The sequence below is a fragment of the Streptomyces sp. STR69 genome, from assembly GCF_024519455.1.
Taxonomy (GTDB): domain Bacteria; phylum Actinomycetota; class Actinomycetes; order Streptomycetales; family Streptomycetaceae; genus Streptomyces.
The window spans coordinates 43,672-62,231 of record NZ_JALJRY010000029.1 but is presented as its reverse complement, the minus strand read 5'-3'; the positions used below and the strand labels follow the sequence as shown (position 1 = coordinate 62,231).

The following is an 18,560-nucleotide window of genomic DNA, read 5'->3' as shown; positions in this document are numbered from 1 at the left end:
CTGGAGCCCCCATGCCTTCTTCTCGTCCTGTCATCGCGATCGCCGGTCTCGGTATCGAATCCTCGACGTTCTCCCCGGCCCGCACGGAGGCCCCCGCCTTCCACCCCCAGCGCGGCCCCGAGGTGTTGACCCGCTACCCCTTCCTCGCCCCCGGCACCCCCCTCAGGGAAGCCGCCGACTGGCAGGGCGCCCTCGTGGGCAAGGCCCTCCCCGGCGGCACGGTGACGTCCACCGCCTTCACCGCCCTCTCCGACGAACTCATCGACAGACTCAGGCACTTGGGCCCCCTGGACGGCCTCTGGTACGACATCCACGGCGCGATGACGGTAGAGGGCATGGACGACGCCGAGGCCCAACTCCTCACCCGCATCCGGGAAACCGTCGGCCCGCACACACTCGTGTCGACCTCCATGGACCTCCACGGCAACGTCTCCCGAGAACTGGTCCACCAGAGCGACCTGATCACCTGCTACCGCATGGCCCCGCACGAGGACGCCATGGACACCAAGGAACGCGCCGCCCGCAACCTCGTCGACCTCCTGGCGAGCGGCGCCCCCCGCCCGGTCAAGGCCTGGATCCCGGTCCCGGTACTGCTCGCAGGCGAACAGACCTCCACCCGCATCGAACCAGCGAAGAGCGTCTACGCGGCCGTAGAGGAAGTGGAAGCGACCGAAGGAGTCACCGACGCGGCGATCTGGGTCGGCTACGCGTGGGCCGACGAGCCCCGCAACCGGGCCGCGGTCGTCGTCACCGGACCGTCCGTCGCCCAAGTCGCCGCCGGCGCCGAACAGTTGGCGCGCAATTTCTGGGAGGCCCGGCACGACTTCGAGTTCGTCGCCCCGACCGGCACCCTGGACGACTGCCTCGACGAGGCCCTCGCCGCCACCGCCCGCCCGTACTTCATCAGCGACACCGGCGACAACCCGACCGCCGGCGGCGCGGGCGACGTCACCTGGGGGCTCCAACAGGTCCTGGAACGCCCGGAGTTCAAGGACCAGGACGGACCTACGGTCATCTACGCGTCGCTGCCCGGACCGGCCGCCGTAGCGACAGCGGAGCGTGCCGGTGTCGGCGCCACCGTCACCGTCACGGCGGGTGCCGGGGTCGACGACCGCCACGCGCCCCCGCTCACCCTCACCGGCGTCGTCCACTCGGTCCGGCACGGCGACCGGGACGCGGAGACCGAAGTGGTTCTGAGGGTCGGCAGCGTGTACGTGATCCTGACCCGGCTGCGGAAGCCGTACCACCACGAACACGACTTCACCGACCTGGAGTTGGAGCCGCGCGCGGCCGATCTCGTGCTCGTCAAGATCGGCTATCTCGAACCCGAGCTCTTCGCCATGGCCGCCGACTGGAAGATGGCCCTCACCCCCGGCGGGGTCGACCAGGACCTCGTCCGGCTCGGTCATCACCGGATCCGGCGGCCGATGTTCCCCTTCGACCGGGACATGGCAGAGCCGGACCTCACGGCCCGGGTCATCGCCTCCTCGGACGAGCCGCTCAGCGGGGCGGACGAGTGAGTCTGCCGCCCCCGCCGTCCTCGATGGCGGCGGCGATCAACTGGTCGAGCAGCGCGATCAGTACGTTCCGGCACGAGTCGCGGTCCCTGGCGTCGCACAGCAGCACCCGGACGTCCTCCGGGAGCGCCAGCGCGTCGCGGACCGCCTCCGCCGGATACGGGTGCTCGCCGTAGAAGCCGTTCACGCCCACCACGAACGGGATGCCCCGGCGTTCGAAGAAGTCGACGGCCGCGAAGCTGGACTTCGGGCGGCGCACGTCGATCAGGACCACCGCGCCCAGGGCGCCGAGTGCCAGGTCGTTCCACATGAACCAGAACCGCTGCTGGCCCGGGGTACCGAACAGGTACAGCACCAGGTCCTGGCCGATGGTGATCCGGCCGAAGTCCAGGGCCACGGTGGTGGCCCGTTTCTCCTCGATGCCGTCGAGGTCGTCGACGGCCAGGCTCGCCGAGGTGAGCGGTTCCTCGGTGCGCAGCGGCGCGATCTCGCTCACCGAACCGACCATGGTGGTCTTTCCGACGCCGAAGCCCCCCGCGATCAGGATCTTGACCGTCTCGGGCGGCGCGGGTGCCGGAGCGATGGTGTCAGAGCCGGCCAAGGCCCTCCCTCACTTTCTGCAGCAGGTCCATGTCCGGGCTGGTACGGGAGACCGGGTGCGGCGGACGGGCCGTGATCAGGCCCGCCTCCAGCAGATCGCAGAGCATGATCACTACCACGCTCACCGGAAGGTCGACAAGGGCCGCGACCTCCGCCACCGCCAGCGGCTCGGCGCACAGCCGCAGGATGCGGGACTGCTCCGGCTGCGGCCGGGGCGCCCGCGCGGGCGTCGGGTCGACCGCGGTCACCGTGGTGATGAGGGTGAAATCGGCGCGGCTGGGCCGGGTTCTGCCACCGGTCAGCGTGAACGGTCGTACGAGCCGTCCCGCCGCGTCGCCACCGCTCACCTCACTCGCCGGAGCCGGCCGCGGGGCCGACGTTGGCCCGCGGCGCGGCGCTGAGATGCTCGCCTATCTTCTTCACCAGCATGTTCATCTGGTACGCCACGACCCCGACGTCCGCGCCCGGACCGGTCAGGACGACCAGATGGGCGCCGGGGCCCGCCGAGGTGAGGATCAGATAGCTGTTCGCCATCTCGATCAGCGCCTGGCGCACCGGACCGCCCCGGAAGTCCATGCTGACCCCCTTGCTGAGGCTCATCAGCCCGGACGCGGTGGCCGCGAGCCGCTCGGCGTCGTCGCGCAGGAACCCGGTGGACTTGCTGACGACGAGGCCGTCCTCGGACAGCACGACGGCCTGGTTCACCTCGGCCACCCGGTCCACGAGTCCGGTGAGCAACTGGTCGAGTTGGGTGTGCGTGGCGGGCACGGGACGTGTCATGGCGGAGTCCTTCATGAGCGATCGGCGGGCGGATTCGAGGAGGCGGCTGCTTCCTCCCGGTCGTACTGCGACGGCGCGTCGTCGTCGATGGAGTCTCGCGCCTGGAACGTGCCGCGCTGGAATCCGGCCAGCGAGGAAGCCGCACGTTCCGCGGTGAAGTCTTCCAGCTCCCCGTCCTCCTCGGCCGGTCCTGCCTCCTCCCGCAACTCACTGGCCAGACTGGTCTGCGGCACCCGCCGTGGCAACGGGGTGAGCCCGCCCGGATCGGCGGTCACCGTCGGCTCGGCGGACCGGGCCGGGGGAATGGCGGGCAGCGCCCTGGGCGTGGGGCCCGGTATCTCGGCCGCCTTCTCGGCCACGGCGCCGACCCGCTCCACCGTGACGGCCTCGTCGGCGCCCTTCGCGGCGACCGGCGCCGGCTCGTCCAACGGCTCGGGTACGACGATCTCGTGCGGGATCAGCACGATCGCGGTGGTGCCGCCGTACGGCGAGGAACGCAGCGTCACCGCGATGCCGTGCCGGGTGGCGAGCCGGGCGATCACGAACATGCCCAGCCGCAGGTCGTCGGCGAGCGCGACCACGTCGAACTGCGGGGGTACCGCGAGCTGTTCGTTGAGCGAGGCGTAGTCCTCCTCCGACATGCCGAGCCCGCGGTCCTCGACCTCGATCACCAGACCCTTGGCGACCATCGCGGCCCGTACGCCGACCGGGCTGGGCGCGGGGGAGTACACCGTCGCGTTGTCGATCAGCTCGGCCAGCAGGTGGATCACGTCGGCGACCGCGGGCGGCGCGAGACACACCTCCTCCTCGGTGTGCACCTCGACCCGCTGGTACTCGGCGACCTCGCCCACGGCACTGCGCAGGATGTCGATCAGCGCGACCGGCTCGGTCCAGCTGCGGCGGGGCTGCTCACCGCTGATGACGACGAGGTTCTCCTCGTAGCGGCGCAACTGGCTTGCCGTGGAGTCCAGTTCGTACAGGCCGCGCAGCACCTCGGGGTCGTCGTGCCGGCGCTCCAGCTGGTCGAGCTTGGTGAGCTGGAGGTTGACCAGGTTCTGGCTCTGCCGGGCGATGCCGAGGATGACCTTCTGGAACCCCCGCCGGGTGTCGGCGAGTTCGATCGCGGTGTGCACGGCCGTGCGCTGCGCGGTGTTGAACGCCTGTGCCACCTGGCCGAGTTCGTCGCCGCCGTAGTCCAGTGGCGGGGTCGCCGACTCCACGTCGATCTTCTCGCCCCGGTTCAACCGGGCGACCACGTCCGGCAGTCGGTCCTCCGCCAGGCTCAGCGTGGCCATCTTCAGACCGCGCAGCCGACGGGACAGCGAGCGGGTGATCCGCCAGGACATGCCGACGCACAGCAGCAGGGCGGCGAGTCCGCCCGCGCTCAGCCATGCGGCGGTGACGAGCAGGCTGCGCGCCTTGTCGGAGCTGCGGTCGAGGAGTGCGGCCGTCTGCTGCCGGATCAACACCTCGTACTCGGCGGCGACTTGGGTCAGGGCCGCGTTCCACTGCTTCTGCTCGCCGGGCAGGACGATCTTGCCGGCCGAACCGTTGTCCGGCACCGCCTTGTCCGCCGTACCGGCCGTGAGCACTGCGTCCTCCGTGGACTCCAGGGTGCTCCAGGCGACGCTCTGCAGAATGTGCTCGATCTTCGTCTTGGTCGCGCCCTGGAACCCAGTGGCGATCTGGTCCTCTACCAGCCAGCGCCGGGCGTGCACCAGCTCGGCGAACTGCTCCCACGCCGCGTTGTTGACGTGCCCGGAGGGCCAGGCCAGCGTCAGCTGCGCGTCCTCCTGGGAGACCAGCTCCGCCCCGTGCTCCAGCGCGACGAGCGGCTCCGCCTGCGAGGTGAGGTCGCCGTCGTCGACCTGGGAGAGCTGCTGGAACGCCTGGATCTGGTCGTCGATGATCGACGTGTACTGGTCCAGCACCTGCTGGGGCGTGATGTCGGTGGGCTTGTCCACCTGGCTGCGGTAGTACTCCAGGCTGTCCACCGACGCGACGACCGAGTACATCCGGTCCCTGATGCGGGCGGGCGCCCTCTTGATGGCGTCGGTCTGGCCCACGAGCCGGGCCACCGCCTTGTCCGTCTCCGCGCGCTGTGCCGTGAGCGCGGCCTCGGAACCGTGCGGCGAGGCCATCCAGGCCGCCGACAGACTGCGTTCCTTCTGGAGCGCGAGCGCGGCCTCGGTGCCCATGGCGCCGGTCGACCGGCTCAACTCCGTCTGCGAGCGCAGCCGTAGCCCCTCCGTGAACATCTGGGTCGTCGTCACGCCCCACATCGCGGCCAGCGTGACGCTGGGGACCAGGGCGAGCAGAATCAGGGAAAGACGTATGGAACCGACGCGGCGCCGGGCACCTGTCCGTGGAGACATCGTGGTCGTCCTCGCTACATCCTCGTACGAAGTGTCCGGTCAGCGCGTTCCGTTGGCCGCGAACTTCGCGACCGCGCCGACGTTCGTCCTCGTCACGAACGCCGGGCCGGTGAGCACGGGAGCCGCCCCGCCGCCACTGATGTTGCCGTTGGTCTTGTACAGCCACAACGAGTCCACGGCCAGATAGCCCTGCAGATACGGTTGTTGATCGACCGCGAACTGTACGGCCCCGCTCTGCACGGTCTTGACCAGGGCCGAGTTGAGGTCGAAGGTCGCGACCTTGGCCTTGCTGCCCGCCGACTTCACGGACTTGACCGCGGTCAGCGCGAACTGGGCGCCCAACGTGACCACTTCGTCGATGCTGGGGTCCTGCTTGAGCCGGTCCGTGACACTCGCGGACACGGCGTTCATGTCGGTGCCGTCCACATAGAGCATGTCGGTCTCGCCGGTGAACGCCTTCTTCACGCCCGCGCAGCGCGCCTCCAGGGCGACATTGCCCCGCTCGTGGATCACGCACAGGGCGTGCTTGGCCTGGAGCTCGTCCAGCTTCTCGCCGACGGCGCGGCCCGCGACGCTCTCGTCCTGCCCGAAGAACTCCAGCACACCGTCCGACTGCCAGGAGTCGATACCGGAGTTGAGACCGACCACGGGAATGTCCGAGGCCTTGGCCTGGGCGATCGGCGCCTTCATCGCGTCCGGCTTGGCGAGCGTCAGCGCGATGCCGTCGACCCCGTCCCGGATCGCGTCGCGCACCAGCTCGGCCTGCCCGGTGGCGTCCGGGTCGCTCGTGTACGTCAGCTCCACACCGTCCTTGGCGGCGGCGGCCTCGGCGCCCTTCTTCACCAGCACCCAGAAGGCGTCGCCCTTGCTCGCGTGGGTGACCATGGCGACCTTGAGGCGGCCGGTGCCCGCGGCACCGGCCGCGCCCGTGTCCGACCCGGACCCGGAATCACCGGTTCCGGAGCAGCCGGCGAGCAGCAGACAGACGGCGACGGCGCCGGTCAGCGCCGTGCCACGTATGCGACGGAAGGGGGTGTGAGGTGAGGGAGGAGTGTTCATGGGGGGTGCGGCACCTCGCTGTGCGGCCGAGCTCGGGGACGGGGAGAGTGCGCCCGGAGCCGTATGAGGTGCGCGACCGGGTGACTCCCGCTGGGCCGGAGCCAATCGTGTGTGACCGCTGGTAGTCAAGTGAGCGGCGACCCGGAGTGAGTTGTTGCTGCCGCATTGTGATCATCTCGACGTCGTAAGGAGGTTGAGGAGGCTGCATACAGGGGGACGGACGGTTACGTCGGCAACTAGGGCTCGTGGTGCGGGAGTTCGCCGTCAGGGGAGCCGCGGATGGAGGAAATCCGCGATCCCGGGGACCGCGCTGGAAGATACCGCCCCCACGATTCCACGCTTCGGCCATGAGACAACTGAGCACACCCGCACGGCCGGCCACCCCCGAGGGGGCTCACCCTCTGCGCGGCGGGGCGCAGCGCCGCGCGACGGTCTGGGCCGAGACGCCGAGGACCGCGGCGATCCTGCTGAAGGGCGCCCGGCCGTCGATGTGCAGGGCGTGGATCAGTCCGCGGTCCAGGTCGTCCGGCAGGTTCCCGGTCATGTCCTCCGAAGGCCGGTCAGAGGTCGAACTCGTGCGGCGGCAGGTCCAGGGTGAAGCAGGCCTCGCGGACCACGGCCTGCTCGGTCTTGTCGAAGTCGCCGTCCGCGCCGCCGATCACGATGCCGATCTGGATCACGGCCCGCGCCTCGGCGGGCTTCTTCTTCGCCTTGGCGATCTCCTGCAACACACTGACCTTGCCGAAGGCGAAGTCGGCCGTCAGCTTGTCCAGGTTCGCGTCGAAGCGCCGCTGGAGGTCCATCGCGTCGAAGTTCTGCAGCACCTCGTTGCTCGCGATGAGCTGCGCGACGCGCTGCCGCTCCGAGGGGTCGACGGTGCCTCCCCCACTGCCTAAACGGCGTGGGAGGTGCCCCCAGCAGCCGCCACGAGCGCGCACATCGCCATGCTCGCGTCGCGGAACGCCCCGCTCTTCAGATCGTTCTTCTTCGCCACGAGCTGGGTCTGCATCGTCGACGCGGACTCCTTGAAACGGTCCCACAGGGCCATGCGAACTCCATGCGTAGTAGTGGTGCGTAGTCATGCGTAGTCGTGCGTATACAAATCCGTGTCTGCGACGCCGTGGAAACTCCCCGGATCGGGGAGAAGTTCCGGCCCCCTAGACTGGGGCGGTTCGTACGAAAGCAACGGCCAGGGCGGGAGGCGACGACGGTGCAGACAGTCGGCCGCGGCTTCGACGACCCGTCCGCCGACGTGCTCGCGGAGGCCGCCGCGGCCTTCGGCCTCCTGGCCTCGCCCGCGCGGCTGCACATCGTGTGGGCGCTGGCCCAGGGCGAGAGCGATGTCACCGGACTCGCGGAACGGGTCGGCGGCGCGCTGCCCGCCGTCAGCCAGCACCTGACCAAACTGAAACTCGCCGGCCTGGTCCGCTCCCGCCGCGAGGGCCGCCGCCAGGTGTACTTCGTCGACGACCCGGACGTGGTCGACGTGGTCCGGCTCGCGGTCGCCCGCCGCACCGACCGCGCCGACCGCGATGTGCCCGCCCCCCGACTCCGTGGCCTCTGACGCCGCCGCGCACCGGCACACCCCGCTCCAGGCGCTACGGCACCTCGACACCGGCCCGCGCGGACTGACCGACCCGGAGGCCGCCGCCCGGCTCGCGGCGACCGGTGAGAACACCCTCCCGGAACGCCGTACGACACCCTGGTACCGCCTGTTCCTGCGCAGCCTGCGCGACCCCTTCACCGTCGTCCTGCTCTGTCTCGGCCTGGTCTCCGCACTCGTCGCGTCCTGGGGCACCGCCGCCGTCATCCTCGCGCTGGTCGCCGTCAGCTGTGTGCTGCGCGCCGGCGGCGAGCACCGGGCCGACCGCTCCCTGCACGACCTGCGCGAACTGGTCGCCTCGACCGCCTGCGTGCTGCGCCGCGCGGACGCCGGGGCACCGGTGCGGGCCCGGGAGATACCAGTCGCCGAACTGGTCCCCGGCGACGTGGTCCGGCTCGGCCCCGGCGACCTCGTCCCGGCGGATCTACGACTCCTGCGCGCGAGCGGGCTGACCGTGCACCAGGCCGCGCTGACCGGGGAGTCCGCGCCGGTCGCCAAGGCCGCCGTGGAACTGCCCGGTGCGGCCGTCGAGGGTCCCTTCGCCCAGCCGCACCTGTGCTTCCAGGGCAGCGGGGTCGTCTCGGGCAGTGCCACGGCGGTCGTCCTGGAGACGGGCGCACGGACGCGGTTCGCCGCCGCGCACGGCGAGCCGGTGCGACGCGAGGCGAGCGCCTTCGACCGCTCCGTGCACGGCGTCTCCTGGGTACTGATCCGCTTCATGCTGCTGACGCCCCCGCTGGTCCTGATGGCCAACGCGGCACTGCGCGGCCGGGGCCTGGAGACGCTGCCGTTCGCCGTCGCGGTGGCCGTCGGACTGACCCCCGAGATGCTTCCGGTGATCGTCACGACCTGCCTCGCGCGCGGGGCCTCGCTGCTCGCCCGTACGCACGGCGTCGTCGTCAGACGGCTCCCCGCCCTGCACGACCTGGGCGCCGTGGACGTCCTGTGCCTCGACAAGACCGGCACCCTCACCCAGGACCGCCCGGTCGTGGAACGCGCCCTCGGCCCGGACGGCCTCGACGACCCGGACGTCCTGAACCGGGCCGCCACCGCCGCCTGGTGGACCCTCCAACTCGCCGAGGCACCCGTCCCGGACGCCCTCGACGAAGCACTGCTGGCGGCGGCCGGACCGGTGGGGGAGGAGTACGACGGGATCGCGGCCGTGCCCTTCGATCCGCTGCGGCGGCTCGCCTCGGCGGTGGTGCGCGGCGAAGCCCTCGGCACACACACCCTCATCGTCAAGGGCGCGGTCGAGGACGTCGTGGAACGGTGTCTGCTGGAGCCCGGCGAACGGGAGCGGCTGCTCGCCCTCGCCACCCGCGAGGCCGAGTCCGGACTGCGGCTGCTGGCAGTCGCCACCGCCGAACTTCCGGCCCGCACGCGCGCGTACACCCCCGCCGACGAACGGGGCCTGACCTTCCGCGGCCTGGTCACCTTCCACGACGCCATCGACCCGGCCGCGCCGGAAGCCCTGCGCACCCTGGCCGACCTGGGGATCGGCGTGCGGATCCTCACCGGCGACCATCTGGCTACGGCGGCCAGGGTGTGCCGGGAACTGGGACTGGACCCCGGACAGGTGCGGGTCTCCGCCCGCTGCACCCCTCAGGACAAGGCCCGCGCGGTCGCCGCCCTCCGCGCGGCCGGACACACCGTCGGCTTCCTCGGCGACGGCCTCAACGACGTGCCCGCGCTGCGCGCCGCCGACGTCGGGATCGCACCGCGGGCCGCCGTCGACGCGGCCCGCGAGGCCGCCGACGTGGTACTCGCCGGGAAGGACCTCGCCGCGATCCGGCACGCGGTCACGGCCGGCCGGCACAGCAGCGCGAACATCGCCTCGTATCTGCGGGTCACGTTCTCCTCGAACCTCGGCAACGTCACCGCGATGCTCGCCGCGGGTCTGCTGCTGCCGTTCCTGCCGATGCTCCCGGTCCAGGTGCTCGCCCAGAACCTCTGCTTCGACCTGGCCCAACTCGCCTTCGCCCACGACCGGCCGGGCGCCGCCGCGCTGCGCAGGCCGACCGAGCTGCGACCCCGGGCGTTCCTGCGGTTCATCACCGGGTTCGGGGTGCTCAACGCGGTCGCCGACCTCGCCACCTTCGCGGTGCTCGCGCTCGCGCTGCGCGGCCCCGACGCCGTGGACGACGAGGTGCTGTTCCACTCGGCCTGGTTCACCGAGAACCTGCTCACCCAGGCCCTGGTGATGCTGCTCCTGCGGACCGGCCGGAGCCTCGCGAAGGGCGGCGGGCCGGGGCCGGTGGGGCGGGCCGCGGCCGTGCTGGCCGCCGTGGGGCTGCTGCTGCCGCCGAGTCCGCTGGGCGCGGCGCTCGGCATGACGGGGCTCGCGCTGCCCTACTACCTGCTGCTCGCTGCTGTGCTCGGCCTGTATGCCCTGGCCCTGAGGGGTCTGCGATCCACTCGTGGGTTGTACAGTTGCGCAACATAGCAACTGTTGTCAGGGACGAAAGGTCGAGATCATGCTCCGCAACGGACTGGAACCATGGCACCTGCTGGTCGTGGCGATCATGGTCATCCTGCTGTTCGGCTCGAAGAAGCTCCCCGAGGCCGCGCGCGGGCTGGGCAAGTCCATGCGCATCCTCAAGAGCGAGGCGAAGGCGATGAAGGAGGAGAGCAACCTGGCGGAGTCGGTCCCCGTGGAGCCGACCGCCGTGCACACCTCGACCGAGTCCCCGGCGACCACCGGCACCGAGCCGCCCGCGACCGCGCACTGACGGCACTGCGGGCACACGTCGAGCCCCGGCGGTTGTGACTGCCGGGGCGTGACGCCTTGGGGGCCCTACGGTCAGGCCTGGTGCTGGAGTTCCGTCTTCGTGGCCGTCTTCGCCTCGCGCTTGCGGCGCCTGCGCTCCGACCGCGGTTCCTGGTCCGGCAGCCAGCCGAACGTCATGCAGCTGCCCGCGATGCCCAGCAGCAGCCCGATGAAGAAGCCGCCGAGGTTCGAGGTGAGCCAGCTGCCCAGGGTGCACAGGATCCCGACGATCGAGTAGAACAGCCGCTGGCCCGGGCTGAAGAGGATCAGCAGTCCGCACAGGAGCATCACCACGGGGAGCAGGTAGCCGGTGACGCCCTGCATTCCGAAGTGCATCGCGACCTTCAGCGACACCTTCTCCGTGAGCAGGATCTCCGCCCCGCCCAGGGCGAGCAACAGCCCGCCCCAGAACGGACGACGGGCCCGCCAAGCACGGAAGGCGGGCCGCGTCCCTTGCCGTGACAGGTTGTCGGACATCAGCAACCCGAGTCGCTGAAGCTGAGCTTGAGGCCCGGCAGCTTGAACACACCAGCTGTGGTGGAGTAGTTGGTCTGCCGCAGGTTGTCGATGTGCACGGTGTCGGACTGCTGGCTGAAGACGCCCTTGGGACCCTGGACGCCCGCCTTGGTGAGCGTGCTGGCGTCGTTGCCGATCTCGATGTTGCCGAAGGACGCGTCACCCGACAGCTCGGTCGAGTCGGTCGTCAGGTTGGTCGCCGTCACCTTCGTCGAGCCGCTGCCCGCCTTGATCAGCAGGTTGATCCCGCCCAGGTCGACGCTCTGGCAGAGGCTGTCGAGCGTGGCGTTCTTGATGGCGGAGGTCATGACCAGCACCTGGCCGCCGGTGTCACCCGCGTTCGGGCTGTTCGGGATCATGTTGTCGAGGCCGCCGAACTGCTCGAAGCCGGTGCCGTCGAGCGACTTGGCGGTGACCGTGAACGGCATGCCCGAGATGGAGAACTGCACCCCCAGGGCGCCCTGGGCGGTGAGTATCCCGAGGGCCGCGAAGGCCAGGGTGGCCGGCACCGCCATCACGGCGGCGCGGCGCAGTCGGACCTGACCGCGTCTTTCGGGAACCTCGGCGGTCTCAGGTGCGGAACCGGTTTCCGGGTTCTCGGGGGTGTTGCCTGCGGACGAGTTGGCGTCCGAGGGTGAAGCCATGTCTGCTCCCATGTGCTGCTCTAGTCAACGCGAGTCGGTATGCAATGTGGCGCGTTGTCCTGGCGCGGACAGCGAGTGCGGCGCAGCCGTCCTCACAACTCCCGGCGGGTGCAAGGGCTTTCAGGTTACGCAGCAGTAGCCGTCGAGGAAGTTACCGGGGGTTACATTCGAGGGTCAAGGGAGTTGTGGAAAAAGAGTGTTGATGATGTGCCACCTGTGGGGCAAGCCCTGTCGGTGACCTCGTGGAGTCCGGCACCGCACACCGAACAGCGCACCAACTTGACTTGCATGTCTTGACGTTGACGGACACTCAGGTCTACAACTCTCCCTTGTTTGCCGGATCCGTGGCGCCGGATCCGGCACGTGGCAGGAGCCGCGTTCCCGGACTTCCCTTTCCACAGGGGCACTTCACTGCCCCAGAGTCCGCACCCCCGCGGCCCGGCACGGCCGCTTCCCCCCTGGTCCGTGCCGTCCGCCCCACCGCCCGGCCCGGCCGGAAGCCTTCAACCCCCGTGGGCCTCCGGCCGGTCCCCGGCCGGCCGCCGTCGCCGGCCCGTTGCGTACGGAGAAGGCGTCACGGGCCGGCGACGGCCAACTCACGCGCCCCAAGCCCCAGTTACCTCACCTCGAAAGACCCCCCTGTTCCCCCACCCCCCAAAGAACCCCCTGGTTCGGCCCTCCACTTCGGAAGAAGAGGTACACCCGCATGCGCACTCGCACCGTCCTCACCCTCGTCGGCTCCGTCGCCGCGCTCACCCTCCCCTTCACCGTCCCGGCGTCCGCGGCTGACACCCCGGTGCTCACCACCGGCAGCCTCGGCGGTACGGCCGTCGCCGTCGGCGATGTGCTGACCGCGCCCCTGGCCACCGGCACCAGCGCCACCCTGTACTCCAGCGCGACCGGCACCAGCGGCATCAAGTGCACCTCGTCGCAGTTCACCGCGACCGTCACCGACAACCCGACCGCGCCGGGCACCGCCACCGAGACCGTCTCCGGACAGACCTTCGACAGCAGCAGCTGCACCAGCAACGTCCTGGGCGTCCTCGGCGTCTCCAGCATCACGGTCGACAACCTGCCCTACACCACCGCGGCAGCCTCGGACGGCACCCTGACCGTCACCCCGGCCAGCGGCTCCACCATCCAGACCACGGTCAAGCTGACCACCCTGCTGGGCAGCATCACCTGCGTCTACCAGGCCCCCAGCCTGAGCGGCACGGCGAGCAACACCGACACCAGCATCAACTTCACCAACCAGGCCTTCACCAAGACCTCCGGCTCGTCGCTGTGCTTCAGCGCGGGCTACTTCACCGCGAAGTACGCCCCGGTGACGGACAACGGCGTGGCGGTCTACACCAACTAAGCAGCAAGCAGGGCCTGTTCGCGCCGAGTTCAGCGTCGGCGCAGTCGCAGGGCCAGGGCGGCGCCCCCGGTGAGTACCAGCACCGCGGCGGCGCCGCCCGCCAGCATGGGCGCCGAAGGGCCGCCCGAAGAGGCGTCGACGTCGGACGCCACCGGACTGCTGCCGGGCGCGGTGGTCTCCTCGGCGGGGGACGCCTTCTGCGCCGCGGCAGAAGCCGTGGCACTGGCCGAAGTGCTCGCTGCCGCAGGGGACTTGGTCGCGGACGCCGACGGACTCGCTGTCCTGTCCTTCGAACCGGCCGTCCCCGTCGTGGACTTCGACGAAGGGGTGGCGCCCCCGGGGAACACCACGTCCGAGCACGAGTAGTACGTGTCCTCGGTGCTGCTGTTCTGCCAGATCGTGTAGATCAGTTGCCGCCCCGTCCGGCCCGTCGGCAGCGTCGCCTTGATGCGGTACGCGCCACCCGTCAGCGGCGGGTCCTTCACCTCGGCGAACGGCTGCGTCGGCAGCTCGGACCAGGTGAGCGGCTTCGACGGGTCGTAACCGGCCTTCGTCAGATACAACTTGAACGTGCCGGTGTGCGCGATCGTCGACGCGTACGTCATCGTCAGCTTCGCCCCCGGAGTCAGCCGCGTCGACGGAAAGTCGGTACGGGTGATGTCCAGTCCCTTGTAGTCGGACAGGCCACCGCTGCACAGCTTCCCGTCGGGGATCAGCTGCCGGTCCCGCCCGTTGATGTCCGGGACCCGGATGTTGTCCCAGAAGGTGAAGGGCCCCCCGTTCGCCGCCACGGCCGCCTTGCAGGCCGCCGAACCGGCCGCGCTGCCGCCGTCCGGCGAGCAGGCGTACACCCGGCTGACCGGATACGTCGGCGCCCCGTGCGCCTGCGCCGGACCCGCCGCCCAGACGGTGAGCAGCAGCGGGGCCATGGCGGCGCCCACCATGGCGGTGCGATGTGCGGTCATCCGGGACATCCGGAACGTCTCCTCGGCCGGGGCAGAACGGTCTGTCCGTGTCATACGGCCCTGGGGTCCCACGCGTTCAGTCCGCCCCCACCGCCCCAGGCCCGACGCGTTCAGTCCACCCCCGCCGCCGTGAACCGGGGCACATCGGTCAACCGGCCGATGTCGAGGGCGGTTTCCGGCCCGATCGAGGGTTTCCCCCGTATCCGTATGACCTTCTCTTTGCCTATCGTTTGGCCACAGCTGACCCACAGGCAACCCCTGTTCGAGGCAGCCGCCCGCGCCCGGCGCCCGCTGGATCGACCCCACGCCGCTTCGACGACGAAGCGAATCGACCGCGGCTCCGCCCTGCTCGGAGTCCGGCCACGAAAGGCAAGCCCTTGCGCACTCCCACGGCATTCCCCACCGGACGGACCCTGATATCCGTTGCCGCGGTCTCCGCGGCCCTCCTCGCCACGGTGGCCACCTCGGCCGCCGTCGCCCAGGAACCCACCGCCCAGACCACCGCGCCGGCCCTGTCCGGCCAGACCGAGGCCGCCCCCGGCACCCTCGCCCAGCGCCTCATCGTCGGCTACAAGTCCGGTGCGGCGGAAGCGAGTTCGAACCGGGCCGCCGAAACGGACGCCACCGCCAAGGGCAAGGAGACCGGCGAGGACGTCGACTTCCAGCGCCGCCTCGGCACCGGTGCCGCCCTCGTCGGCCTCGGCGACGCCAGGAGCACCACCGAAGTCGCCGACGTCATCGCCGAGTTCAGGGCCGACCCGCAGGTCTCCTACGTCGTACCGGACCGCCTCAACACCCCGCAGGCCGACCCGAACGACACCGAGTACGGCAAGCAGTGGGACCTCTTCGAGTCCACGGCCGGCATGAACGTCCCCGCCGCGTGGCCGACTTCGACCGGCAGCGGGGTCACCGTCGCCGTCATCGACACCGGCTACGTCACCCACTCCGACCTAGCCGCGAACATCGTCGCGGGCTACGACTTCATCACCGACACCGCCGTCTCGGTCGACGGCGACGGCCGCGACAGCAACCCGGCCGACCCCGGCGACTACTACGCCGCGAACGAGTGCGGTACGGGCATCGGGGCGAGCAACTCCTCCTGGCACGGCACCCATGTGGCCGGCACCATCGCCGCAGTCACCAACAACGGCAAGGGCATCGCGGGCATCGCCTACGGCGCGAAGATCTCCCCGCTGCGCGTCCTCGGCAAGTGCGGCGGCTACGACTCCGACATCATCGACGCCATCACCTGGGCGTCCGGCGGCACCGTCTCCGGCGTCCCCGCCAACGGCAACATCGCCAAGGTCATCAACATGAGCCTGGGCGGCGACGGCGCCTGCACCTCGGCCACCCAGAGCGCGATCACCGCAGCCGCGAACCGCGGCACCACGGTCGTCGTGGCCGCCGGCAACGACAACGACAACGTCGCGAACCACTCCCCGGGCAACTGCGCCAATGTCATCTCGGTCGCCGCCACCAACCGGACCGGCGCCAAGGCCTCCTACTCCAACTACGGCTCCGGCGTGGACATTTCGGCCCCCGGCGGCCAGACCAGCACCGGCACCGCCAACGGCATCTACTCCACACTGAACTCCGGCACCAAGACGCCGTCCTCCGAGTCCTACGCCTACTACCAGGGCACCAGCATGGCCACCCCGCACATCGCGGGCCTGGTCGCGCTCATGAAATCGGCGAACTCCACGCTCACCCCGGCCCAGATCGAGTCGGCCATCAAGACCAACGCCCGCGCCCTGCCCGGCAGTTGCTCGGGCGGCTGCGGCGCAGGACTCGCGGACGCGGCCAAGACCGTCCAGGCCGTGAGCGGCGGCGGTACGACGACGGGGACCACCTTCTCCAGCAGCACCGCCGTGGCCGTCCCCGACGCGGGCGCGGCCGTCGAGTCCCCGATCACCGTCAACGGCCGTACGGGCAACGCGCCTTCGGCCCTCCAGGTCGGCGTCGACATCACCCACACCTACCGCGGCGACCTCGTCCTCGACCTGGTCGCACCGGACGGCTCGACGTACCGTCTGAAGTCCGCCAGCACCTCGGACTCCGCCGACGACGTCAAGGCCACCTACACGGTGGACGCCTCCGGCGAGACCGCCAACGGCACCTGGAAACTGCGGGTCCAGGACACCGCCGCCCAGGACACCGGAACCCTCAACAGCTGGCAGCTCACCTTCTGATTCCACAGCTCACGCACAGAAACCGACCGGCCGACCCGTAATGAGAGGTGCGCCCCCACGGGCGCCTCCCCGGGGCGGCCGGTCGTCCGTATGGCCGAGAACGGTCGTTGACACGTGCCACAGATACCGAAAGTGGTCAAGAGTCGGGGTGAGGGTGACAGAGAGGTGCAAGTGATGGGAACGTGAGGGGTGTTGGTGGTCTTCGGGGGCAAGGTCGAAGACGTCGGACGGTGAGCTACTGTGTTCAGGGGGTAAGAAAAAACGGCATGGGCCGTTGTTTTTCCTTCACGGGAGTGTTTCAGTCGATGGTGAGGCAGCTACGGGCCGAACAGACCCGCACAACGATCATCACGGCCGCCGCCGAGCTGTTCGACCGGCAGGGCTATGAGTCCACCAGCCTCAGTGACATCGTCGACCACGCCCAAGTCACCAAGGGCGCCCTGTACTTCCACTTCCCGGCCAAGGAAGACCTCGCCCGCACCATCCTGGAGATGCAGGTCAAGGCCTCGCGTCAGATGACCAAGGACATGGACAGCCGGGGCTACTCCTCACTGGAGACACTGATACGTGTCACTTTCGGCATGACCCGGCTGGCCGTCGAGGGCCCCATCCCACGGGCCGGACTCCGGCTCGCCGCAGGGGAGATCGAGATACGGCCCCCGATGCCGCACCCCTTCACGGAGTGGCTCGACATCGCCGCCCGCAAACTCGCCGGCGCGGTCGCGGAGGCCGACGCGCACCCCGACATCGACGTGGACGCCGTCGCCCGCACCCTCATCGGCCTCTTCGTCGGTATCCGCGTCATCGGGCGTGCCCTGGAACCGGTTGCCCTGCAGCCCCGCAGAACCGCCGAGATGTGGCACCTGGTGATCCGCGGCGTGGTTCCCGTCCCGCGCCGCGCCCGCTATCTCAGCCTCGCCGTGCGGCTGGAGCGGGAGATCGGCGTCGGCTGACCCGCCCGGTACGGTGAGCCGCATGCCCGACACCCCCGCCGCGCCCGTGATCCTCGGCAACGAGCCCGGCTCGTTCCCCCGCAGCGTGCTGGCCGAACGGCACCCCGCGATCATCCAGCAGGTACGCGACGCCTTTCCCTACGGCCCCGCACAGCACCGCGCCCTCGACGCCCTGCTGAAGAACTGCACCGAGGGCACGGTCCAGCCCCTCCCCACCGACGCCCCCGACCGCGCCCAGTGGGCCGGCTGGGGCACCGACGAGTACGCGGGACAGTCCTGGTACGACATCCCCTGGCTCTGGTCCGAGAGCTACTTCTACCGCCAACTCCTGGGCGCCGTAGGCTACTTCGGCCCCGGCGCCTGGCAGGGCATCGACCCGTTCCGCCCCTTCAAGCGCGCCGAACTCGACGCTCCCGAGACGGACGAGGAACTCGCCGCCCTCGACGCGCTGGAGGACAAGTCGCCCGCGGAGCGCGGGCAGGCGCTGCTGCACGGCTCCCTCTGGGGCAATCGCGCGGACCTCGGCTTCCGCCTCTCCGCCGCCGGAGCGGAATCGGCCTCGCAGGCCCCCGTCCCGGCCCTGGTCGCCGACGACAGCGACCGGTTGTGGTCGCTCCTCTCCGGCACCCTGTGCCTCGTCGCCGACAACGCGGGCCGCGAACTCATCCCCGACCTGTTGCTGATCGCCCACCTCCTCGACCGGGGGCGCATCGAACGGGCGGTCCTGCACATCAAGTCCCACCCGTACTACGTCTCCGACGCCACCACCACCGACGTCGTCGACGCCGTGCACCGGCTGACCCGTGCCCCGGGCGCGGCGGCGACGTACGGCCGCCGCCTCTGGTCGGCCATGGCGGACGGCCGGCTCACCGTGCGCGCCCACGCCTTCTCCTGCGCCCCGCTGCCGTACGCCGAGATGCCCGCCGACCTCCGCGCCGAGTTCGCCGCGGCCACCCTGACGATCGTGAAGGGCGACCTCAACTACCGCCGCCTGGTGGGTGATTGCCTCTGGGCCCCGACCACTCCCTTCGCGGACGTCACCGCACACTTCCCGGGCCCGGTGGCCGCCCTGCGCACCCTCAAGTCGGACGTGATCACCGGCCTCGACGCCGATACGGAGGCCGCGTTGATCGCGGCGGAGGAGCAGCGCTGGCGCACAGGTGGTACCCGTGCCCTGATCCAGGTGCGGCCGTGAACGGGGTGGCTCCGGCGCCCGTCGTGCGGTTGGGTCG

Annotated in this window: 16 protein-coding genes and 2 pseudogenes; 8 read left to right on the top strand and 10 right to left on the bottom strand. The window is 70.5% G+C overall.

Going from position 1 to position 18,560, the window contains the following annotated elements:
* Positions 1–11: 11 nt before the first annotated feature.
* On the top strand, positions 12–1,520 hold the full coding sequence (locus OC490_RS38580) for a M81 family metallopeptidase (RefSeq protein ID WP_262062708.1): 1,509 nt from the start codon (positions 12–14) through the stop codon (positions 1,518–1,520).
* Here the strand turns inward: OC490_RS38580 and OC490_RS38575 are convergent.
* The 7 genes and pseudogenes from OC490_RS38575 to OC490_RS38545 all read right to left on the bottom strand — a co-directional run bounded on the left by OC490_RS38575 (position 1,501) and on the right by OC490_RS38545 (position 7,379).
* A complete protein-coding gene (locus OC490_RS38575; RefSeq protein WP_200715062.1) occupies positions 1,501–2,118 on the bottom strand; it encodes a GTP-binding protein in 618 nt (205 codons plus the stop codon). The two genes, OC490_RS38580 and OC490_RS38575, sit on opposite strands and share 20 nt — an antisense overlap.
* Entirely contained in the window at positions 2,105–2,464 is a 360-nt protein-coding gene (locus OC490_RS38570; protein WP_262062707.1) for a DUF742 domain-containing protein, read from the bottom strand. The genes OC490_RS38575 and OC490_RS38570 overlap by 14 nt, the downstream gene beginning before the upstream one ends.
* 1 nt (position 2,465) lies before the next feature.
* Positions 2,466–2,897 (bottom strand): roadblock/LC7 domain-containing protein, encoded by a 432-nt coding sequence (locus OC490_RS38565; RefSeq protein ID WP_019071426.1) that lies wholly within the window; start codon positions 2,895–2,897, stop codon positions 2,466–2,468.
* Positions 2,898–2,908: 11 nt separating this feature from the next.
* Entirely contained in the window at positions 2,909–5,272 is a 2,364-nt protein-coding gene (locus tag OC490_RS38560; protein WP_262062706.1) for a nitrate- and nitrite sensing domain-containing protein, read from the bottom strand.
* A gap of 39 nt (positions 5,273–5,311) precedes the next feature.
* Positions 5,312–6,331, bottom strand: a complete 1,020-nt coding sequence (locus OC490_RS38555; RefSeq protein WP_262062705.1) for a substrate-binding domain-containing protein — start codon at positions 6,329–6,331, stop codon at positions 5,312–5,314.
* A 418-nt stretch (positions 6,332–6,749) separates the two neighbouring features.
* Positions 6,750–6,875, bottom strand: a pseudogene (locus OC490_RS38550) (AsnC family protein); the annotation flags it as partial.
* A gap of 16 nt (positions 6,876–6,891) precedes the next feature.
* Positions 6,892–7,379 (bottom strand): annotated as a pseudogene (locus OC490_RS38545) (tellurite resistance TerB family protein).
* A gap of 162 nt (positions 7,380–7,541) precedes the next feature.
* On the opposite strand from OC490_RS38545, the gene OC490_RS38540 reads away from it, so the two are divergent.
* The 3 genes from OC490_RS38540 to tatA are packed head-to-tail and all read left to right on the top strand — an operon-like array spanning position 7,542 to position 10,663.
* Positions 7,542–7,895 (top strand): ArsR/SmtB family transcription factor, encoded by a 354-nt coding sequence (locus OC490_RS38540; RefSeq protein ID WP_262062704.1) that lies wholly within the window; start codon positions 7,542–7,544, stop codon positions 7,893–7,895.
* Positions 7,864–10,377: a magnesium-translocating P-type ATPase gene (gene mgtA, locus OC490_RS38535; RefSeq protein ID WP_410099228.1), complete on the top strand. Its 2,514-nt coding sequence runs from the start codon at positions 7,864–7,866 to the stop codon at positions 10,375–10,377. The genes OC490_RS38540 and mgtA overlap by 32 nt, the downstream gene beginning before the upstream one ends.
* 31 nt (positions 10,378–10,408) lie before the next feature.
* Positions 10,409–10,663: a Sec-independent protein translocase subunit TatA gene (gene tatA / locus OC490_RS38530; protein ID WP_262062702.1), complete on the top strand. Its 255-nt coding sequence runs from the start codon at positions 10,409–10,411 to the stop codon at positions 10,661–10,663.
* 71 nt (positions 10,664–10,734) lie between these two features.
* Here tatA and OC490_RS38525 read toward each other — a convergent pair whose 3' ends face one another.
* Both OC490_RS38525 and OC490_RS38520 read right to left on the bottom strand, forming a co-directional pair.
* On the bottom strand, positions 10,735–11,178 hold the full coding sequence (locus OC490_RS38525) for a DUF6114 domain-containing protein (RefSeq protein ID WP_262062701.1): 444 nt from the start codon (positions 11,176–11,178) through the stop codon (positions 10,735–10,737).
* Positions 11,178–11,861: a DUF6230 family protein gene (locus OC490_RS38520; RefSeq protein WP_262062700.1), complete on the bottom strand. Its 684-nt coding sequence runs from the start codon at positions 11,859–11,861 to the stop codon at positions 11,178–11,180. The genes OC490_RS38525 and OC490_RS38520 overlap by 1 nt, the downstream gene beginning before the upstream one ends.
* A 706-nt stretch (positions 11,862–12,567) precedes the next feature.
* On the opposite strand from OC490_RS38520, the gene OC490_RS38515 reads away from it, so the two are divergent.
* A complete protein-coding gene (locus tag OC490_RS38515) occupies positions 12,568–13,221 on the top strand; it encodes a Tat pathway signal sequence domain protein (protein ID WP_262062699.1) in 654 nt (217 codons plus the stop codon).
* A 29-nt stretch (positions 13,222–13,250) separates the two neighbouring features.
* On the opposite strand, the gene OC490_RS38510 is transcribed toward OC490_RS38515, so the two are convergent.
* Positions 13,251–14,195, bottom strand: a complete 945-nt coding sequence (locus OC490_RS38510; RefSeq protein ID WP_262062698.1) for a lytic polysaccharide monooxygenase — start codon at positions 14,193–14,195, stop codon at positions 13,251–13,253.
* 368 nt (positions 14,196–14,563) lie between these two features.
* On the opposite strand from OC490_RS38510, the gene OC490_RS38505 reads away from it, so the two are divergent.
* The 3 genes from OC490_RS38505 to OC490_RS38495 all read left to right on the top strand — a co-directional run bounded on the left by OC490_RS38505 (position 14,564) and on the right by OC490_RS38495 (position 18,523).
* Positions 14,564–16,375, top strand: a complete 1,812-nt coding sequence (locus OC490_RS38505) for a S8 family peptidase (protein WP_262062697.1) — start codon at positions 14,564–14,566, stop codon at positions 16,373–16,375.
* A gap of 305 nt (positions 16,376–16,680) precedes the next feature.
* Complete coding sequence (locus OC490_RS38500) at positions 16,681–17,328, top strand: ScbR family autoregulator-binding transcription factor (protein ID WP_262062696.1); 648 nt, start codon at positions 16,681–16,683, stop codon at positions 17,326–17,328.
* Between the two features lie 22 nt (positions 17,329–17,350).
* Positions 17,351–18,523, top strand: coding sequence for a damage-control phosphatase ARMT1 family protein (locus OC490_RS38495; protein WP_262062695.1), 1,173 nt, complete (start codon positions 17,351–17,353; stop codon positions 18,521–18,523).
* The last annotated feature ends 37 nt before the right edge of the window (positions 18,524–18,560 follow it).